Annotated in this window: 17 protein-coding genes and 1 tRNA gene; 8 read left to right on the top strand and 10 right to left on the bottom strand. The window is 68.8% G+C overall.

Features of this window, described 5'->3' with window-relative positions:
* The first annotated feature begins 24 nt into the window (after positions 1–24).
* The 4 genes from OHB00_RS25905 (at position 25) to OHB00_RS25890 (ending at position 6,344) form a co-directional block, all read left to right on the top strand.
* A complete protein-coding gene (locus tag OHB00_RS25905) occupies positions 25–1,464 on the top strand; it encodes an FtsW/RodA/SpoVE family cell cycle protein (protein ID WP_406437980.1) in 1,440 nt (479 codons plus the stop codon).
* Positions 1,461–2,951 carry a peptidoglycan D,D-transpeptidase FtsI family protein gene (locus tag OHB00_RS25900; protein ID WP_406437978.1) on the top strand — a complete coding sequence of 497 codons (1,491 nt, stop codon included), beginning with the start codon at positions 1,461–1,463 and terminating at the stop codon, positions 2,949–2,951. The genes OHB00_RS25905 and OHB00_RS25900 overlap by 4 nt, the downstream gene beginning before the upstream one ends.
* 169 nt (positions 2,952–3,120) lie before the next feature.
* Positions 3,121–5,109 carry a Stk1 family PASTA domain-containing Ser/Thr kinase gene (gene pknB, locus OHB00_RS25895; RefSeq protein WP_406437977.1) on the top strand — a complete coding sequence of 663 codons (1,989 nt, stop codon included), beginning with the start codon at positions 3,121–3,123 and terminating at the stop codon, positions 5,107–5,109.
* Between the two features lie 203 nt (positions 5,110–5,312).
* Positions 5,313–6,344, top strand: a complete 1,032-nt coding sequence (locus OHB00_RS25890) for a restriction endonuclease (protein ID WP_406437975.1) — start codon at positions 5,313–5,315, stop codon at positions 6,342–6,344.
* 96 nt (positions 6,345–6,440) lie between these two features.
* Here the strand turns inward: OHB00_RS25890 and OHB00_RS25885 are convergent, their stop codons facing one another.
* From OHB00_RS25885 to OHB00_RS25860, 6 genes are read right to left on the bottom strand one after another with little or no spacing between them, the layout of a single operon-like run.
* Positions 6,441–7,190, bottom strand: a complete 750-nt coding sequence (locus tag OHB00_RS25885; RefSeq protein WP_406437973.1) for a class E sortase — start codon at positions 7,188–7,190, stop codon at positions 6,441–6,443.
* Positions 7,191–7,203: 13 nt separating this feature from the next.
* Positions 7,204–8,274, bottom strand: coding sequence for a class E sortase (locus tag OHB00_RS25880; RefSeq protein WP_406437972.1), 1,071 nt, complete (start codon positions 8,272–8,274; stop codon positions 7,204–7,206).
* Positions 8,271–8,909 carry an aminodeoxychorismate/anthranilate synthase component II gene (locus tag OHB00_RS25875; protein ID WP_406437970.1) on the bottom strand — a complete coding sequence of 213 codons (639 nt, stop codon included), beginning with the start codon at positions 8,907–8,909 and terminating at the stop codon, positions 8,271–8,273. The genes OHB00_RS25880 and OHB00_RS25875 overlap by 4 nt, the downstream gene beginning before the upstream one ends.
* The gene (locus tag OHB00_RS25870) at positions 8,906–9,067 is read right to left on the bottom strand and encodes a hypothetical protein (protein WP_351956793.1); all 162 of its coding nucleotides are present in this window, start codon (positions 9,065–9,067) and stop codon (positions 8,906–8,908) included. Before OHB00_RS25870 ends, OHB00_RS25875 begins: the two co-directional genes overlap by 4 nt.
* A gap of 52 nt (positions 9,068–9,119) precedes the next feature.
* Positions 9,120–9,806 carry a class E sortase gene (locus OHB00_RS25865; protein WP_406437968.1) on the bottom strand — a complete coding sequence of 229 codons (687 nt, stop codon included), beginning with the start codon at positions 9,804–9,806 and terminating at the stop codon, positions 9,120–9,122.
* Positions 9,807–9,833: 27 nt separating this feature from the next.
* Positions 9,834–10,622, bottom strand: coding sequence for a DUF881 domain-containing protein (locus tag OHB00_RS25860; RefSeq protein WP_406437966.1), 789 nt, complete (start codon positions 10,620–10,622; stop codon positions 9,834–9,836).
* A gap of 153 nt (positions 10,623–10,775) precedes the next feature.
* Here OHB00_RS25860 and crgA point away from each other — a divergent pair, with 153 nt between their 5' ends.
* Entirely contained in the window at positions 10,776–11,030 is a 255-nt protein-coding gene (gene crgA, locus OHB00_RS25855; RefSeq protein ID WP_046727637.1) for a cell division protein CrgA, read from the top strand.
* A gap of 285 nt (positions 11,031–11,315) precedes the next feature.
* Here the strand turns inward: crgA and OHB00_RS25850 are convergent, their stop codons facing one another.
* Positions 11,316–12,215: a rhomboid family intramembrane serine protease gene (locus OHB00_RS25850; protein ID WP_406437965.1), complete on the bottom strand. Its 900-nt coding sequence runs from the start codon at positions 12,213–12,215 to the stop codon at positions 11,316–11,318.
* Positions 12,216–12,313: 98 nt separating this feature from the next.
* Positions 12,314–12,847, bottom strand: a complete 534-nt coding sequence (locus OHB00_RS25845; RefSeq protein ID WP_406437963.1) for a peptidylprolyl isomerase — start codon at positions 12,845–12,847, stop codon at positions 12,314–12,316.
* Between the two features lie 292 nt (positions 12,848–13,139).
* On the opposite strand from OHB00_RS25845, the gene OHB00_RS25840 reads away from it, so the two are divergent.
* Complete coding sequence (locus tag OHB00_RS25840; protein ID WP_406437962.1) at positions 13,140–13,841, top strand: DUF5324 family protein; 702 nt, start codon at positions 13,140–13,142, stop codon at positions 13,839–13,841.
* 128 nt (positions 13,842–13,969) lie between these two features.
* On the opposite strand, the gene OHB00_RS25835 is transcribed toward OHB00_RS25840, so the two are convergent.
* Positions 13,970–14,042: transfer RNA gene (locus OHB00_RS25835), tRNA-Ala, on the bottom strand.
* A gap of 185 nt (positions 14,043–14,227) precedes the next feature.
* On the opposite strand from OHB00_RS25835, the gene OHB00_RS25830 reads away from it, so the two are divergent.
* Together OHB00_RS25830 and OHB00_RS25825 are read left to right on the top strand one after the other, a co-directional pair.
* Complete coding sequence (locus OHB00_RS25830) at positions 14,228–14,776, top strand: DNA-binding protein (protein ID WP_181803462.1); 549 nt, start codon at positions 14,228–14,230, stop codon at positions 14,774–14,776.
* Positions 14,777–14,940: 164 nt separating this feature from the next.
* Positions 14,941–16,566: a protein kinase domain-containing protein gene (locus OHB00_RS25825; RefSeq protein ID WP_406437961.1), complete on the top strand. Its 1,626-nt coding sequence runs from the start codon at positions 14,941–14,943 to the stop codon at positions 16,564–16,566.
* On the opposite strand, the gene OHB00_RS25820 is transcribed toward OHB00_RS25825, so the two are convergent.
* Positions 16,530–17,861 carry a hypothetical protein gene (locus OHB00_RS25820; protein WP_406437960.1) on the bottom strand — a complete coding sequence of 444 codons (1,332 nt, stop codon included), beginning with the start codon at positions 17,859–17,861 and terminating at the stop codon, positions 16,530–16,532. The genes OHB00_RS25825 and OHB00_RS25820 overlap by 37 nt on opposite strands.
* Between the last annotated feature and the right edge of the window lie 107 nt (positions 17,862–17,968).

Below are 17,968 nucleotides of genomic sequence, written 5' to 3'. Positions count from 1 at the left end.
AGCCGTGAGAGGCCCCGTCACACGATGAGCAGTACTACCAACACGTCGACGAACCACACGTCCACGATCGGCTCCATCGGCACCCCGAGCCGGCGCAACACCGAGCTCGCGCTCCTGGTGTTCGCCGTCGCCATCCCGGTGTTCGCCTACGCCAACGTGGGCCTGGCCATCAACGACAAGGTCCCCGCCGGCCTGCTGAGCTACGGACTGGGCCTCGGCCTCCTGGCCGGCGTCGCCCACCTCGTCGTCCGCAAGTTCGCCCCGTACGCGGACCCGCTGCTGCTGCCGCTGGCCACCCTGCTCAACGGCCTCGGCCTGGTCGTCATCTGGAGACTCGACCAGTCCAAGCTGCTCCAGTCGATCCACGTCTCGGGCGGCAAGGCCACCAACCAGCTGCTGTACACCGCGATGGGCATCGCGCTGTTCATCGTCGTCCTGATCTTCCTCAAGGACCACCGAGCGCTCCAGCGCTACACCTACATCTCCATGGTGGCCGCGCTCTTCCTGCTGCTGCTCCCGCTGGTCCCGGGCCTCGGCCTGAACGTCTACGGCGCCAAGATCTGGATCTCCATCGGCGGCTTCACCATCCAGCCCGGTGAGTTCGCGAAGATCGTCCTCGCGGTGTTCTTCGCCGGCTACCTGATGGTCAAGCGGGACGCCCTCGCGCTCGCCAGCCGCCGCTTCATGGGCCTGTACCTGCCGCGCGGCCGCGACCTGGGCCCGATCCTGGTCGTCTGGTTCATCTCGATCCTCATCCTGGTGTTCGAGACGGACCTCGGTACCTCGCTGCTGTTCTTCGGAATGTTCATCATCATGCTGTACGTCGCCACCGAGCGGACCAGCTGGATCGTCTTCGGTCTGCTGATGTCCGCGGCCGGCGCGGTCGGCGTGGCCAGCTTCGAACCGCACGTCCAGCAGCGTGTCCAGGCCTGGCTCGACCCGATGAAGGAGTACACCCTCTCCCGGCAGGGCGTCGCCGGCCACTCCGAGCAGGCGATGCAGGCCCTGTGGGCGTTCGGCTCCGGCGGCACCCTCGGCACCGGCCTCGGCCAGGGCCACTCCGACCTGATCCGGTTCGCCGCCAACTCCGACTTCATCCTCGCCACCTTCGGCGAGGAGCTCGGCCTGGCCGGCATCATGGCGATCCTGCTCATCTACGGCCTGATCGTGGAGCGCGGTGTCCGCACCTCGCTCGCCGCCCGCGACCCGTTCGGCAAGCTGCTCGCCGTCGGCCTCTCCGGCGCCTTCGCACTCCAGGTGTTCGTCGTCGCCGGCGGTGTGATGGGCCTCATCCCGCTGACCGGCATGACGATGCCGTTCCTCGCGTACGGCGGCTCCTCCGTGATCGCCAACTGGGCGCTCATCGGTGTGCTGATCCGCATCAGCGACACCGCCCGCCGCCCGGCCCCGGCCCCCGCCAGCAACCCCGACGCCGAGATGACCCAGGTGGTCCGCCCCTCATGAACAAGCCCCTGCGCCGGATCGCGATCTTCTGCGGCCTCCTGGTCCTCACCCTGCTGCTGCGCGACAACTGGCTCCAGTACGTCAAGGCCGACACCCTCCGCGAGGACCCCGCCAACCGCCGCGTCACGATCGCCCGCTACTCCACCCCGCGCGGCGACATCATCGTCGACGGCAACCCGATCACCGGCTCCACGGCGTCCGGCTCCTCCGGTCTCAACGACCTGAAGTACAAGCGCACCTACAAGAACGGCCCCATGTGGTCGCCGGTCACCGGCTACGCCTCCCAGGCCTTCGGCGCCAACCAGCTGGAGAGCCTTGAGGACGGCATCCTCACCGGCAACGACGACCGGCTCTTCTTCCGCAACACCCTCGACATGATCACGGGCAAGCAGAAGCAGGGCGGCAACGTCGTCACCACCCTCAGCGCGGCCGCGCAGAAGGCCGCGTACAACGGCCTGAAGGCACAGGGCGGCAAGGGCGCGGTCGTCGCCCTGGAGCCCTCCACGGGCAAGATCCTGGCCCTCGCCTCCTACCCGTCGTACGACCCCTCCGCCTTCGCCGGCACCTCGGACACCGACGCCGAGGCCTGGAAGAAGCTGCAGAAGAAGTACAACCCGAACGACCCGATGCTGAACCGGGCGCTGCGCGAGACCTACCCCCCGGGCTCCACCTTCAAGGTGGTCACCGCCGCGGCCGCCCTCCAGAACGGGCTGTACACCTCCGCGGACCAGGCCACGAAGTCGCCGCTGCCCTACGTCATGCCCGGCACCACCACCGAGCTGAAGAACGAGGGCAGCATCCCCTGCAAGAACGCGACCATGCGGAACGCGCTCAAGTACTCCTGCAACACCGTCTTCGGCAAGATCGGCGCCGACCTCGGCAACGACAAGATGCTCGCCGAGGCGAAGAAGTTCGGCTTCGACTCCGAACAGTTCACCCCGGTCCGCTCCAGCGCCTCGGTCTTCTCCGACAACATGAACCAGTCGCAGACCGCGCTGTCCTCGATCGGCCAGTACAACACCGCCGCGACCCCGCTCCAGATGGCCATGGTCGCCTCCGCGGTCGCCAACGACGGCAAGCTGATGAAGCCGTACATGATCGACAAGCTGCAGTCGTCGAACCTCGACACGATCTCGCAGACCGACCCCGAGGAGATGAGCCAGCCGCTCTCCTCCTCCAACGCCCAGGTCCTCCAGTCGATGATGGAGACGGTCGTCAACGAGGACGGCGGCACCGGCAAGAACGCACGGATCAGCGGCGTCACCGTCGGTGGCAAGACCGGCACCGCCCAGCACGGCGTGGAGAACAGCGAGAACCCCTACGCCTGGTTCATCTCGTACGCCAAGCTCCCCGACGGCAGCAAGCCGGTCGCGGTCGCCGTCGTGATCGAGGACGACCAGGCCAACCGCGACGACATCTCCGGCGGCGGCCTCGCGGCCCCGATCGCGAAGAGCGTGATGGAGGCAGTCATCAACTCCAAGAAGTGACCCCGCTCACGTTCCCCTCACATCGGTGCACGTTGCGATACCGGTCCTGTATCGGGTTACGGGCTTGGCCAGGTCACACAAACACAGCCGGGTACGGTAGGCCCGGACGGCAGCCTCCGACCGCACACCCGTGCCGGTCGGGACCGACGGAGAGGGCTGGTAGGGAACTATGGAAGAGCCGCGTCGCCTCGGCGGCCGGTACGAGCTGGGCCACGTGCTCGGCCGTGGTGGCATGGCGGAGGTCTACCTCGCCCATGACACGCGGCTCGGCCGCACGGTGGCGGTGAAGACGCTGCGCGCGGACCTCGCGCGCGACCCGTCCTTCCAGGCCCGGTTCCGCCGGGAGGCCCAGTCGGCCGCCTCGCTCAACCATCCCGCGATCGTCGCGGTCTACGACACGGGCGAGGACTACATCGACGGGGTCTCGATCCCGTACATCGTCATGGAGTACGTGGACGGCTCGACGCTGCGCGAACTCCTCCACTCCGGCCGCAAGCTCCTGCCCGAGCGCGCCATGGAGATGACCATCGGCATCCTCCAGGGCCTGGAGTACGCCCACCGCAGCGGCATCGTCCACCGGGACATCAAGCCGGCGAACGTCATGCTCACGCGCAACGGCCAGGTCAAGGTCATGGACTTCGGCATCGCCCGTGCCATGGGCGACGCCGGCATGACCATGACCCAGACGGCGGCCGTCATCGGCACCGCCCAGTACCTCTCCCCGGAGCAGGCGAAGGGCGAGCAGGTCGACGCCCGCTCGGACCTCTACTCGACGGGCTGCCTCCTCTACGAGCTGCTGACAGTGCGGCCGCCCTTCGTCGGCGACTCGCCCGTCGCCGTCGCCTACCAGCACGTCCGCGAGGAACCCCAGCCTCCCTCGGTCTTCGACCCCGAGATCACGCCCGAGATGGACGCCATCGTCCTGCGCGCCCTGGTCAAGGACCCGAACTACCGCTACCAGTCGGCCGACGAGATGCGCGCCGACATCGAGGCATGCCTGGACGGCCAGCCGGTCGCGGCCACCGCGGCGATGGGCTCCGTCGGCTACGGCGGCTACCCGGACGACATGCCGACCACGGCCCTGCGCTCCGACGCCGGCGCCACCACCATGCTCCCCCCGATGAACCCGGACGACGGCGGCTACGGCTACGACGAACGCCCCGACCGCCGCCGCCAGCAGAAGAAGAGCAACACCTCCACGATCCTGCTGGTGGTCGCGGGCATCCTGGTGCTGGTGGGCTCGGTCCTGATCGGGAAATGGGTGGTCAGCGGGGGCGGGGCCGGGAACGACACGGTCAGCACGCCGAACTTCATCGGGCAGACCAAGGCGACGGCCACACAGATGGCCGACAACATCGGCCTGAAGCTGGCCTTCACCCAGAAGACCTGTGCCAACCAGCCCAAGGGCAGCATCTGCGACCAGGACCCGACCTACAAGACCGAGGTCAAGAAGGACTCCACGGTCAACCTGGTGGTGTCCACGGGTGCCCCGAAGGTGGTCGTGCCGAGCGTCGTCGGCCAGAACATCGACGACGCCAAGACCACGCTTCAGGGTGACAAGTACAACTTTGTCGTCAAGACGAAGCAGCAGGTCTCCGGTGAGGACCCGGGCACCGTCCTGGACCAGGATCCGGCCCTCGGCGCGGAAGTCCAGAAGGGCTCCACGATCACCCTCACGGTCGCCAAGGCCCAGGAGAAGTCCACGGTCCCCGACGTCAGCGGCAAGACCTGTGACGAGGCCAAGGTCCAGATGACGGCCAACAACCTGACCGGCAACTGCACCGAGGTCGACACCTCGGACTCCAACCTGGTCGGCAAGGTCGTCTCGACCGACCCGCAGGCCGGCAGTCAGGTCGACAAGAACACCACGGTGAACATCCAGATCGGCAAGGCCCAGCAGCAGACGCCCGTGCCCAGCGTCCTGGGCCAGACCGTCAAGCAGGCCAAGCAGACCCTGCAGGCGGCCGGCTTCACCAACATCCAGTTCAACGGCGACTCCAGCGACAACGCGCTCGTCACCAACCAGGACCCGCAGGCCAACACCGGCGAGGACGATCCCGGCAACACGACGATCACCCTCACCACGGTGAGCACCGGCAACGGAAACAACGGCGGCAACAACGGCGGTACCAACTTCTTCGGCGGTACCTTCGGCTGACACCCCGGTCACCACGGCGGAGCCCCGGCCCCCTTCCCACGGAAGGGCGCCGGGGCTCCGCCGTCGTCGGCACTCACGCCATCCCGTACGTGAGTTCCCTCATCGCTCGTGTCCTCGTATGCCAACCCTCGTTGACCGGATGGGGTGGGGACTCTGTTCGCTGCCCCGGGCCATGTGGCCACGAGACGAATGAGGGGCAGAACATGATCGACCAAACGGCCTTGCTGGAGTCCCAGACCCTGCGCAGCAGCGTGCTGGACCGCACCGACGTCCTCGACAGGGTGAAGGCCCTGTCGCTGCTGCCGGACGGGATGCACGTGACCACGGCGATGGTGGCGGCGTACTTCGAAGTGAGCCGCAAAGCCATCGAGTCACTGGTACTCGATCACCGCGAAGAACTGGTGACCAACGGCTACCGCGTTTTGGCAGGTACAGAACTGACCTCCTTCAAGGAGGTCAGTGGGTTTCAGTCACGGTCCCGATCCCTTGCACTGTACCCACGCCGAGCCGTCCTCAACGTCGCCATGCTGCTCCGCGACAGCGAAGTCGCACGTCAAGTACGTGTCTACCTCCTCGACATGGAGTACCTGGCCCGGACACAGCCTGTGGATAACCCCGTCCACAAGGAGTCCGAATGCCTGGACGACCGCATCGACCAGCGCATCACCCACATCCTCGGCAAGACCGTCGTGCCGATGTTCAACGCCCTGATCGAAACCTCGGGCGAGCACCGTAAGGAACTGATCGCGCTGCGGGCGGGAGTGCAGCGCATCGAGCGACGACTCCACCAGCACCACGCTCGCCTGCAGAGGCTCGAAGGGGTACGAGACGACCGGCCCGCCGTCGGAGTCATGGCCGCCATGGACGCCATGAACGGCCGCACCTTCGAGCGCCATATCGCCAAACTGCTGATCCGAGACGGATGCACCAACGTCGTCGTCCAGGGCGGTCATGGCGACCGGGGCGTCGACATCATCGGGCTGACGGCCGACGGACGACGCCTCGTCGTGCAGTGCAAGAGGTTCGCGCCTTACCTCAACATCACCAGCCCGGACATCCAGAAGTTCGTCGGGTCGGCCAAGGTTCTGTACAGCGCGGACGTGGCACTCTACGTCGCGACCTGCCCGTTTACCCCTGAGGCTCTGAGCATCGCCGCCGAGGCCGGTATCACCGCCGTACACCGCGGAGTGCTGGAGGAGTGGAGCGCCGGGGAACCCCTCAGGATTCTGGAGTAAGTACGGCGTGACGTGAAAGGGCCCGAAGTCGCAAAGGTTGGTTGCGGCTTCGGGCCTTCGCCATGCTAGGTGACTGAGCTCCCGCAAGGAGCTCAGTCAGCGCAGTTCCTTCGGCAACGTCCGCTTGCTGTCCACCTTCTGCACCCGCACCAGCTCGCCCCACACCACATACCGGTAGCGGCTCGTGTACACCGGCGTGCACGTCGTCAGGGTGATGTAGTGGCCCGGCTTGGTCTTGCCGGACTCCTTGGGGACCTGGGAGAGGACCTTGACGTTGTACTTGGAGGTCTCGGGGAGGATGTCGTAGACCTTGTAGACGTACCAGTCGTCGCGGGTCTCGAAGACGACCGGGTCGCCGACCTTCACCTTGTCGATGTTGTGGAACTTCGCGCCGTGGCCGTCGCGGTGGGCGGCGACGGCGAAGTTGCCGGTCTTGCCGGTGGTGGGGAGCATGGCCTTGACCGGGTCCGTGTAGTAGCCGGCCACACCGTTGTTCAGGACATCCGTCGACGTGCCCTTCTCGACCAGGACCTCGCCGTTCTTCATCGACGGCACATGCAGGAAGCCGATGCCGTTCTTCGTGTTCAGCGCGCCCGGGCCGGTGTCCTGCTGAGCCCAGGTGTCCCGGACCTTGTCGCCCTCCCGGTCGGCCTTGCGGTCCGCGACGACGTTCGTCCACCACAGCGAGTAGACGACGAACAGGCCCAGCACCAGGCCCGCGGTGATGAGGAGTTCACCGAAGACGCTGACCGCCGTCGCGATCCGGCCGATCGGCCGCCGCCCCGGCACGGGCGCCGTGTCAGGCGCGTCGGTCTGCTCTTCGGTGTCGTCGGCGGTCGCTGCCACTGTTCTTCTGCCCCTACTCGACGAGCGCGTCCGGCTTGCCCTTGCTGCGCGGGCGTTCCTCGACCATCTTGCCCCACACGATCAACCGGTACTTGCTGGTGAACTCCGGCGTGCAGGTGGTCAGAGTGATGTAGCGGCCCGGCTTGGTGAAGCCGGAACCCTTCGGGACCGGGTCCAGCACGCTCACGTTGCTGGGCGACGTCACCGGCAGCATCGACGTCACCTTGTACACGAAGTACTCGTCCTGCGTCTCGACGACCACCGCGTCACCGGGCACCAGCTTGTTGATGTACCGGAACGGCTCGCCGTGCGTGTTGCGGTGCGCGGCCAGACCGAAGTTACCCGCCTTGTCCTGCGGCATCGCGGTCTTCAGCGCACCCTCGCCGTAGTGCCCGACCATGCCCTTGTCGAGGACCTTCTTGTTGCTGACGCCCTCGGCGATCGGCGCCACCACGTCCAGCTTCGGGATGTGCAGGATCGCGAAGCCCTGCCCCGGCGCGAAGACGCCCGGCGCACGCTTGCCGCTCGCCCAGTCCTGCTGGAGGCTGCTGGCCTCCTTGCCGGCCTGCGCGTGGGCGCGGACGTTCGTCCACCACAGCTGGTAGGTGACGAACAGCAGCATCAGCACACCGGTGGTGATGAACACCTCGCCGATCGCCCGGCTCGCCACGACCGCCGGGCTCGGCTTGCGCAACCGCGCCTGCCGCCGAGCCTCGACCCGGGAGAGCGAACGGCCCGGAGCGGCGCGCTCCTGCGACACCGCCTCCTGCGACACCGCCTCCTGCGGCACCGCCTCCGCTGCGCCGCCGTGCCGCCCGCCACGCCGCCTGGCAGCCTTTCTGCGGGCCGCGCGGCCACCCCCCGGGGTTCCGGTGCCGTAAGGGGCTGCTGTGCCCGCAGAGGCCGATACAGGCGGCGGATCCGGGATCCGCAACGCCACGGTCTCCTCGTCGATCGGCGGCACATATGCCGTCCGGTCGTCGACCGGCGGGAGAAACGCCGTCTCCCCGAGCGCGCTCGACCCCCCGTACGGCTGATCCCCGTACGAGGCACCGGTCTCGCGCTCGGGGCGCAGCGCGGTCACGCCGAGGCCCTGCCCACCACCGGGGCGAGCCCCGCCGACCGCGCCACGGCTCCCTGGTCACCGCACTCCACCAGCCAGTTGGCCAGCATCCGGTGCCCGTGCTCGGTCAGCACCGACTCGGGGTGGAACTGCACGCCCTCCACCGCGAGTTCGCGGTGCCTGAGCCCCATGATGATCCCGTCGTGGGTACGGGCGGTCACCTCCAGCTCGGCCGGGACCGTCGCCGGCTCGGCCGCGAGCGAGTGGTACCGGGTTGCCGTGAAGGGCGAGGGCAGTCCCGCGAAGACACCCCTGCCGCCGTGCTCGACCAGCGAGGTCTTGCCGTGCAGCAGCTCCGGCGCCCGGTTCACCACACCGCCGTACGCCACCTGCATCGACTGCATGCCGAGACAGACGCCGAAGACCGGGACACCGGTCGCGGCGCAGTGCCGGACCATGTCCACGCAGACCCCGGCCTCCTCCGGCGTGCCAGGGCCCGGCGACAGCAGCACGCCGTCGAAACCGTCCTGGGCATGCGCCGTCGACACCTCGTCGTTGCGCAGCACCTCGCACTCGGCGCCCAGCTGGTAGAGGTACTGGACCAGGTTGAAGACGAAGCTGTCGTAGTTGTCGACGACGAGAATCCGCGAGCTCACTGGTTGTCCACCGTCACATCGTTGAAGGGCAGCAGCGGTTCGGCCCAGGGGAAGACGTACTGGAAGAGGACGTAGACCACGGCCAGGACCAGCAGGAGTGAGACCAGCGCCTTCACCCACGCGTTCCCCGGCAGATGCCGCCAGATCCAGCCGTACATGCCGTCCCTTCCGTTCCACTACGGCACCAGAATCCCGCCGTACTGCACCAGACTAACGGCGCAGCGCCTTAGGTCTGCCTGACTCCACAGGCTGTGTGGAGTCCAAGTGCGCCCAGACGATCAGCCGATGGCTGTGCCCCCACTCCGGATCGCACGTGGTCAGCGTGAGATAGCGCCCCGGACGCGTGTACCCCGACTTACGTGGCACAGGGTCGATCACTTCAACGTCCGTCGGAACTGTTTTGTAAGGGCCTTTGTCGATCCGATACGTGAACCAGGTCGTCCCGTCCGTCAGCACGATCGCATCGCCCTTGCGCAGCTCCGGGAAGTCGAGGAACGGATCACCGTAGGTACGCCGGTGCCCGGCGACCGCGAAGTTGCCCACCTGCCCGAGCCGGGCGGTCCGGGCGTAGTGGGCGAGGCCCTTCTGCAGCACATCGGTGCCGGTGCCCTCCAGGACCGGCTTGTTCCACGTGAAACCGAACCGGGGGATGTACATGATCGCGAAGGCCCTGCCGTAGTGGTACGCGGCGGGTTCGGCCGGGACCGCAGCGGTCGCCTGCGCGGAGGGGTGCACCGTGGCCTTCGCCGACCACTGCCGCTGCAACTGGTCGATCTGGTCGTGCATCACGCTGTCGGCCTTCACACCGGTCCAGAACAGCACGTACGCGACGAAGAGCACGATGAGCGTGCCGACCGTGATGCAGAGCTCGCTGACGGTCCTGACGATCACGCGCACCGGCGGCTCCAGAAAGTGACGAGCTGCTTACCCCACGGGCTTCGCGTAGTGCAGATCCACTGTGCCCGAGTAGCCCGGCAGAGTCACCGTCCCGTCCTCGGTCACTTTCCAGCCGAGGCCGTACACGTTCACGTACACCATGTAGTTCTGGATGGCCTCGGAGTCCGCGAGCGACTTCTGCATCTTCGCGGGGTCACCGATCGCCTGGATCTTGTACGGCGGTGAGTAGACCCGGCCCTGGAGGATCAGCGTGTTGCCGACGCAGCGCACGGCGCTGGTGGAGATCAGCCGCTGGTCCATGACCTTGATGCCCTGGGCGCCGCCCTGCCACAGGGCGTTCACCACGGCCTGCAGGTCCTGCTGGTGGATGACCAGGTAGTCCGGCTGCGGCTCGGGGTAGCCGGGGAGCTTGGCGGTGGCGTTCGGCGGAGCGTCGTTGAGCGTGACGGTGATCGCCTTGCCGGTGAGCTTCTGGGTGCCCGCGTCCTTCTCCAGGCCGGTGAGCTTGTCGTCCTGGGCCTTGCTGGAGCCGTCGTCGCGCTCGGCGAGCTTCTCGTTCTGGTCGCGCGTGCTCGCGTTGGACTCGTCGAGGTCCTTGTTCTTGCGGCTGCGCTCCTGGATCAGGTCGGAGAGCTTCAGCAGGTTGTCGTCCGAGCGGATGTCGGTGCCCTTGGCCGTGTTGAAGCTGGTGAAGAAGAGGAGACCGGCGAGGGCGAAGACGGCCACGGTGAGAATCCGGACCGGCCGGAAGCCGTTCCTGCGGCCTGGTCCGGCACCCGTTGATCCGGTCCCCTGGGAGTCGGCAGAATTGCTCAACGTACCCTTATCTCCTTCGGCGCCGCGGAAGCACTACGCTAACGGACGCCCGGGGGAGCGCTCAGCGTGCCCTTATCTGTCCCCTTGTACGCTGCCCCGAGCCCGACCCAGTTACCTGCGCGGCCACGCAGCGCATCGACAGGAGAGACCCTCGTGCCGAAGTCACGTATCCGCAAGAAGGCCGACTACACGCCGCCCCCGGCGAAGCAGGCGACCGCCATCAAGCTCAACAGTCGTGCCTGGGTCGCGCCGGTGATGCTGGCGATGTTCCTCATCGGGCTGGCCTGGATCGTCGTCTTCTATGTGACCGACGGTTCGCTGCCGATCGACAGCCTCGACAACTGGAACATCGTCGTCGGCTTCGGCTTCATCGCGGCCGGCTTCGGCGTCTCCACGCAGTGGAAGTAACCCGGCCGACAGCTCTGCCCAGGGCTGTTCGCTGAGTTATCCACAGGCCTGATCTGCTGTCCACACCCTCCTGGGGAAAAGACGACGATCTGTGGATAACCCGTCGAGTGTTGACGCCGGTACGACTACCACAACACCCGCCGTAAAACGCTCGCCCCCTCCCTGACCTGCGACAACGCAGGTGAGTAAGAGGGGGCGCAGTTGTGCGCGCACGTTGTGCACAAGATCGGCCACCGACTGTGGACAACGGTTCGGTATCGGTGCGGTGCGCCGCCGTGATCGGGCTCAGGTGAGCTGAGCGGTCCGGATGACCGTGATCGCCACGGCCACGACCAGCACCAGCGCGCATGTGCCGTACTGGATCAGGTTCCGCCGCTCGCGTGGGGCGTGCACCATCGCATAGCCGGTGACGACACCGGCGACCAGGCCGCCGATGTGGGCCTGCCAGGCGATACCGCCGCTGAAGGTGAAGATGAGGTTGATCACCAGCAGGGCGATGATCGGCCGCATGTCGTAGTTGAGGCGGCGGATGAGTACCGCGGTCGCGCCGAAGAGGCCGAAGATCGCGCCGGACGCGCCGAGCGAGGGCTGGTTCTGGGCGGCGAGCAGGTAGGTGAGGGCGCTGCCGGCAAGGCCGGAGACCATGTAGAGCGTGATGTAGCGGGCGCGGCCGAGGGCGGTTTCCAGGGGGCCGCCGATCCACCACAGGCTGAGCATGTTGAACACGATGTGCATGGGGCTGGAGCTGTCATGCAGGAACATCGCGGTCAGCATGCGGTAGTACTGGCCCTGGGCGATGCCTTCGACATCGCCGTACTGCGGGAACCAGGCCTGGCCGATCAGGTCGAAGCGGTTGATGAAGCTGTCCCCGACGGAGAGCTCGACCAGGAAGACGGCGATGTTGATGCCGATCAGGATCTTGGTGAGCAGTCGTGGGTCGGCGGTCATGGTGCCGCCGGCGAGGGTGCGGGGCCGGGAGGCGGCCGGGGGCGGACCGCTGTGGCCCTCGGTGGCGCCGCGGACGCATTCGGGGCACTGGAAGCCCACGGAGGCGCTGACCATGCACTCGGGGCAGATGGGGCGCTCGCAGCGGGTGCAGCGGACGCCGGTCTCCCGGTCCGGGTGCCGGTAGCACTTGGGCAGGCTGTGGGCGTCGCGCGCGCTGCCTGTCGCCTGGTCCTCCATGGGGTCCCCTCGCTTGTTGTGGGCAGTGTTCGGCCCCGCTCATCCTTACGGACGAGCGGGGCGTTTGGTTCCCTTCGGGCGCTGCCCTTTCGGACCGGTCAGCCGGCGCGCTTTTCGACGACGATCGTCTGGATGACGACGTCGGTCACGGGTCGCTTGTTGGGGCCGCTGACGGAGACGGCGGCGATGCTGTCCACGACCTTCTGGCCGGCCGGGTCGACGACCTCACCGAAGATGGTGTGCTTGCGGTTGAGGTGGGGAGCGGGGTTGACCGTGATGAAGAACTGGGAGCCGTTGGTGCGAGGGCCCGCGTTGGCCATGGCGAGCAGGTAGGGGCGGTCGAAGCGCAGGTCGGGGTGGAACTCGTCCTCGAACTTGTAGCCGGGGCCGCCGATGCCGGTGCCGAGCGGGTCACCGCCCTGGATCATGAAGCCGCTGATCACGCGGTGGAAGACCGTGCCGTCGTACAGCGGGTCGGTGGAGACGGTGCCGGTGGCGGGGTGGGTCCACTCACGCTCACCCTGTGCCAGTTCGACGAAGTTCCTGACCGTCTTGGGAGCGTGGTTCGGGAAGAGCCGGACCTCGATGTCGCCGAGGCTGGTCTTCAGAGTGGCGTAGAGCTGCTCGGCCACGGTCCGCCTTCCGTTGTGCTGGTATTTCAGTGCCCCGATCCTTGCACGGTACGGCAGGTCCGACGCCCGTCCGGTGGCTCCGGGCCCGGATCCTCACGAATCACTTGCGGAACCCCTATCTGTCATGCGGGGGCGCCGGGCGCCGATCCGTGGCATTGTCGTCGACAAGCCCCTCTTAGCTCTGGTTGCACCCGTATGCCCGTCCTCGCGCGCCGCTCGGCCCGCTGGCAGGCATGATCCGTAAAAGGGTGGAAAGTCGAAATACCGTACGCCACCGAGGAGGAGGAAACCCGTGACCCGCAAAGAGAGCGTGCGCGCCGCGACCAGTTCGGCGAAGGACAGCGTGCGGCACGCCGCGGAAGCGGTGGCGCCCTACGCCGACACGGCCAAGGAGCGTGCCGCGTACTACGCACAGGAGGCACGCGTACGGCTCGCGCCCGTGGTGTCGCAGGCCGCCGAGCAGGCCCGCGTCCAGTACGACGCCCGTCTCGTGCCGCGCTTGGAGCAGGCCCGTACCCATGTGCCGCCGATGGTGGAACAGGCCGCGCACGACACCGCCGATCTGACCCGTAAGGCGGCCCGGCAGGCCGCCGACTACTCGCGTCCGAGGATCGAGCAGGCGGTGGCGGCGGCCGGTCCGGTCCGCGAGGAGGCCACCGCCCGGGGTGCTGCCGCGCTGGCGGCGCTGCGCGGCAATGTCTCGGCCGAGGACATCGAGAGGCTGGCGCGCCGGAATCGGCGGCGCTCGGCGTGCGGCCGCGCGTTCAAGGCGTTCGCCGTGGTCGGTGCGGTGGCCGGCGCGGCCTTCGCCGCCTGGAAGTGGTGGGACAAGCAGGCCAACCCCGACTGGCTGGTGGAGCCGCCGGCTGCCACGGAGGTCCCGGATCCGGGCCGTCTGAACTCGGTGGACGGCAGCTCCCCCCTTGACCCGGAGGTGCAGGCCAAGGAGGCGGAAGAGCAGGGATCCCGGTCCCGGGATGACAAGAACGGCTGAGCCCGGCGCGCCCCACGGCCGCGGTCCCTCGCCCCTCTCGGCCGTTTCACGTGAAACCGAAGGCGTGACCGCGAGAGCGAACAAAAACCCCTCTGACCCGCGTTTACGCAGGTCAGAGGGGTTTGTTGTGGAGCCTAGGGGAGTCGAACCCCTGACATCCGCCATGCAAAGACGGCGCTCTACCAACTGAGCTAAGGCCCCGTACGGGAAGCGACCGGCCAAGCGAAAGGTCCGCAGGGTCGGTGCCGCAGACCAGAGTACCGGGTCACCCCCCGTACCTCGCAAAAAGATTGGGGGTCCCCGCAGATGACCACTCTCCGTAAGATGCTCGACGGGGTTCGCTGTAGCGAACCGTGGTTTTTTTGGGGAAGCGATGGGGAGACGCAATGGACGCCGCACAGCAGGAAGCCACCGCCAGAGCGCGGGAGCTGCAGCGGAACTGGTACGGAGAGCCGTTGGGGGCGCTCTTCCGTAAGCTCATCGACGACCTGGGACTCAACCAGGCACGTCTCGCGGCGGTCCTCGGACTGTCCGCGCCCATGCTGTCGCAGCTGATGAGCGGCCAGCGGGCGAAGATCGGCAACCCGGCCGTGGTCCAGCGGGTGCAGTTGCTCCAGGACCTGGCGCAGCAGGTCGCGGACGGCAGCGTGAGCGCGGCCGAGGCGACCGAGCGGATGGACGAGATCAAGAAGTCCCAGGGGGGCTCGGTGCTGAGCAACACCACGCAGACGACGAGCGGCTCAGGGGCCCCGACGGTCAAGCGGGTGGTCCGCGAGATCCAGTCACTGCTGCGCTCGGTGGCCGCCGCCGGTGACATCATCGACGCGGCCGACACGCTCGCTCCGACCCACCCGGAGCTGGCGGAGTTCCTCCGGGTCTACGGTGCCGGCCGCACCTCGGACGCGGTCACGCACTACCAGTCGCACCAGAGCTGAGCCGCGGCCCGGCGCACCGGAGGGGGTCCGGTGAACCGGGCGGGGTCAGGCCCTGGCAGCAGGGGGCACGCGAGAGGGGTCGTATCGCTCATCCGGGGGAAGCAAGGGGGGTAACAGGCAAGGGGGTGGCAGGGGGGACCAGAGGGGGAGGGGTACGGGCAGTCATGGGTGAGGTCTTCGCGGGCCGGTACGAACTGGCCGACCCGATCGGTCATGGCGGAGTGGGCGCCGTCTGGCGTGCCTGGGACCACCGGCGCAAGCGCTATGTGGCGGCCAAGGTGCTCCAGCAGAGCGACGCCCACGCGCTGCTGCGCTTCGTGCGGGAGCAGGCGCTGCGCATCGATCATCCCCATGTCCTGGCTCCGGCCAGCTGGGCCGCCGACGACGACAAGGTCCTGTTCACGATGGACCTGGTCGCCGGCGGCTCGCTGGTCCATCTCGTCGGGGACTACGGACCGCTGCCCCCGCTGTTCGTCTGCACGCTCCTCGACCAACTGCTCTCCGGTCTCGCCGCGGTGCACGCCGAAGAGGTGGTGCACCGCGACATCAAACCCGCCAACATCCTCCTGGAGGCCACCGGCACCGCCCGGCCCCGCCTCCGCCTCTCCGACTTCGGCATCGCCATGCGGCTCGGCGAGGCCCGGCTGACCGAGACCAACCTCGTGGTCGGTACGCCGGGTTACATCGCTCCCGAGCAACTCCTGGGCGCAGAGCCCGACTTCACGGCCGACCTGTTCGCCGTCGGTCTGGTCGCCCTGTATCTCCTGGAAGGCGCCAAGCCCGACGCCAAGGCGCTCGTCCAGTACTTCGCCGAACACGGCACCCCGGGAGCGCCCAAAGGCATCCCGGACCCGCTCTGGGAGGTGGTGGCCGGCCTCCTCCAGCCCGACCCCCATGCCCGCTTCCGTACGGCCGTCGGAGCCCGCAGAGCGCTCGCTCAGGCCAGGGAACTCCTCCCGGAGACGGGCACTGACGACGACTCGATCGAGATTTTCGACCAACTGGGCCCCTTGCCCACGGGGTTCGGGCCGGATGGTCCGGTGCGGTTGGCTTCCGGGGTCGACACACGGACCTCAGGAGAGCCAGGAGTGCCGGGGTCGGGAACGGCACCGGGAGCGGGAGCGGAAACGCCCGGTACGGGCAGCGCGGCGAGTGTTGCAGAAGCGCGGGCGGCCGGGGCGGCTCCGGGCCCGGCGAAGGCTGCGGAGACGGCCGGGGAATCAGCCGGTGTGGCGGGGCCGGGTGCGGGTACGGGCCCAGGCGTGGGCCATGGTGCCGGGACTGGCCGAAGTACGGGCCCGGGCGCCGGGACAGGCCGAGGTACGGGCTCGGCGGCCGCGGCCGGCGGCGCCGTCGGGTCCTCGGCGGTCTCCGCCACCGACCGGACCGGCGGCGCCGGGACCTCGTCGGCCCCCGCCTCCCTGTCCGACACCGGCAGTTTCCGGCTCCCGCCGCCCCAGGTGCCGGTCGCCCCGGACCCCGCTGCGCTGCGGCCCCAGCCGGTACCGCCGTATCCCCCGTACGCCCAGCAGCAGGCCGTCCCGGCCGCGCGGCCCCGCACACCGTGGTCCCCCGCGCAGCCGCTCCCCCCGGCCCGGCCGGACACCGACACCACCACCGCCACCTACACCGCGCGTGACCCGCAGACCCCACCGCCGTCGGTCCGCACCCACGGCCGGCGTCGGCGGCGGGCGCCCCGGCCCGGCCCTTCCGCCAGGGCGGCCGTGCCCATCCTGCTCCTCGCGCTTGCCTGTTACGCCGTCGGCTTCTGGGCGCTGGCCCGGATCTGAGCGCGCCGGGCGGTCAGGGTCCACACGCCGAGGACGAGCAGCAGGGCCGTGCCCGTGCCGATGCCGCCGGCCGCGAGCGCCCGCATCGCCGTGTGGTCGTCGCCGGCCCCGCTCACGAGGCCTGCCCCGGCCGAGGACACGTCGAAGACGCCCTTCGGGACCGGCGAACCGGCATACCCGGGGCCGGAGTTCGGGGTGCCGTCGACGCGGACCCGGAGCGTGACGCCGTACGGCCCCTTGCCGAAGGTGGCCGCGGTCTGCCCGGTGAGGTGGACGACGAGGTAGTAGGCGCCGGCGAAGCGGACGGAGCTCTCCATGCCGGAGCCGGCGTACCGGTTGGCGTACGCCACGGGTGGCAGGGGTTCGAGGGAGGACGACTTCTGGGTGCCGTCATAGCCGAGGGAGACGTCGTCGACGTAGCCGCGGACCGGGTTGTAGAGGGAGAGGTTGAGCGCGGCGCTGACGTAGCCGTGGAGGTCGCCGCTGGTGCTGCCGAGGTCGACGGTGGCGTGGAGCTGCTGGCCCCAGTCGACCGGGACGGCGTAGTAGAGGGTCTGGCCTGGCGTGATGTCGGTCTGCCAGATGCCCTGTTCCAGGGGGCGGGCCGTGGTGAAGCCGGCGCCCGCGGCGCGGCGGTGGGGGGCCGAGGTGAGCGGCTCGGGTGACGCGGAGTTCCAGGTCCCGGGGGCGGTGGTGGCGCCGGTCGCGGCCAGGGCCGGTTCGGTGACGGGGGCGATCTCCAGGTCCCAGCTGCCCGGGGAGGTGGTCGTCGAGCCGGACACGGCCCGCTCGACGACCACGTAGTAGGTGCCGGCGTCCTTGCACAGCGCCCTGCCCGGGTCCCGCCGTCCCACCGCTGTGACCGGCCGGGGGCTGAGCCCGGCGCCGAAGCGGCCGCTGTCGTAGTCGCAGGCGGTGCCGTTGGCGTCCTCGATCGAGACCTCCACGCCGTCGCTGGCGGAGACGGTGGCGTCGGCGGGCGGGATGGCGGTGACCGGGACGTAGGCCGTGGTGTCGGCGGCGAGTTCGAGGCGGAAGTACAGCGAGCCCTTGTCCGGGAGGGTGCTGCGGTAGGTCGTGCCGGGCTCCAGCGGTACGGCGTCCGTGGTGCCCGTCGCTCCGGTGACCGTACGGGCGTCGGGAGCGAAGGCGTATCCGCTGTCACTGCCGCTGGACGCGGAGGCCGCGGAGGCCGCGGAGGCCGGCAGCGGTGCCGTCAGCAGTGCTGCCAGTGCGAGTGCGGCCGTGCCTCCGAGGCCCCGCCGTGCTGCCGTATTGCACCACCGCCGTATCACGCGCGCCCCCCAGCCGTCGTCCGCCGGCCGCCCGAGTCCCGGACGGGCCGGGCCCATACTGCCCCGTGCGCCCGTGCGCCACCCGGCGATCCGTACGACCGTCCGAA

Origin of the sequence: Streptomyces sp. NBC_00631 (genome assembly GCF_045206895.1) — a bacterium.
GTDB lineage: Bacteria > Actinomycetota > Actinomycetes > Streptomycetales > Streptomycetaceae > Streptomyces.
The sequence above is the reverse complement of the archived record's forward strand: the minus strand, read 5'-3'. Positions and strand labels throughout refer to the sequence as shown.

What these genes read in the sequence shown, in the direction of transcription:
- OHB00_RS25905 (WP_406437980.1), top strand. Translation starts at nt 25, where the DNA reads ATGAGCAGTACTACCAACACGTCGACGAACCACACGTCCACGATCGGC.
- OHB00_RS25900 (WP_406437978.1), top strand. Translation starts at nt 1,461, where the DNA reads ATGAACAAGCCCCTGCGCCGGATCGCGATCTTCTGCGGCCTCCTGGTC.
- pknB (WP_406437977.1), top strand. Translation starts at nt 3,121, where the DNA reads ATGGAAGAGCCGCGTCGCCTCGGCGGCCGGTACGAGCTGGGCCACGTG.
- OHB00_RS25890 (WP_406437975.1), top strand. Translation starts at nt 5,313, where the DNA reads ATGATCGACCAAACGGCCTTGCTGGAGTCCCAGACCCTGCGCAGCAGC.
- OHB00_RS25870 (WP_351956793.1), bottom strand. Translation starts at nt 9,067, where the DNA reads ATGTACGGCTGGATCTGGCGGCATCTGCCGGGGAACGCGTGGGTGAAG.
- OHB00_RS25850 (WP_406437965.1), bottom strand. Translation starts at nt 12,215, where the DNA reads ATGGAGGACCAGGCGACAGGCAGCGCGCGCGACGCCCACAGCCTGCCC.
- OHB00_RS25830 (WP_181803462.1), top strand. Translation starts at nt 14,228, where the DNA reads ATGGACGCCGCACAGCAGGAAGCCACCGCCAGAGCGCGGGAGCTGCAG.
- OHB00_RS25825 (WP_406437961.1), top strand. Translation starts at nt 14,941, where the DNA reads ATGGGTGAGGTCTTCGCGGGCCGGTACGAACTGGCCGACCCGATCGGT.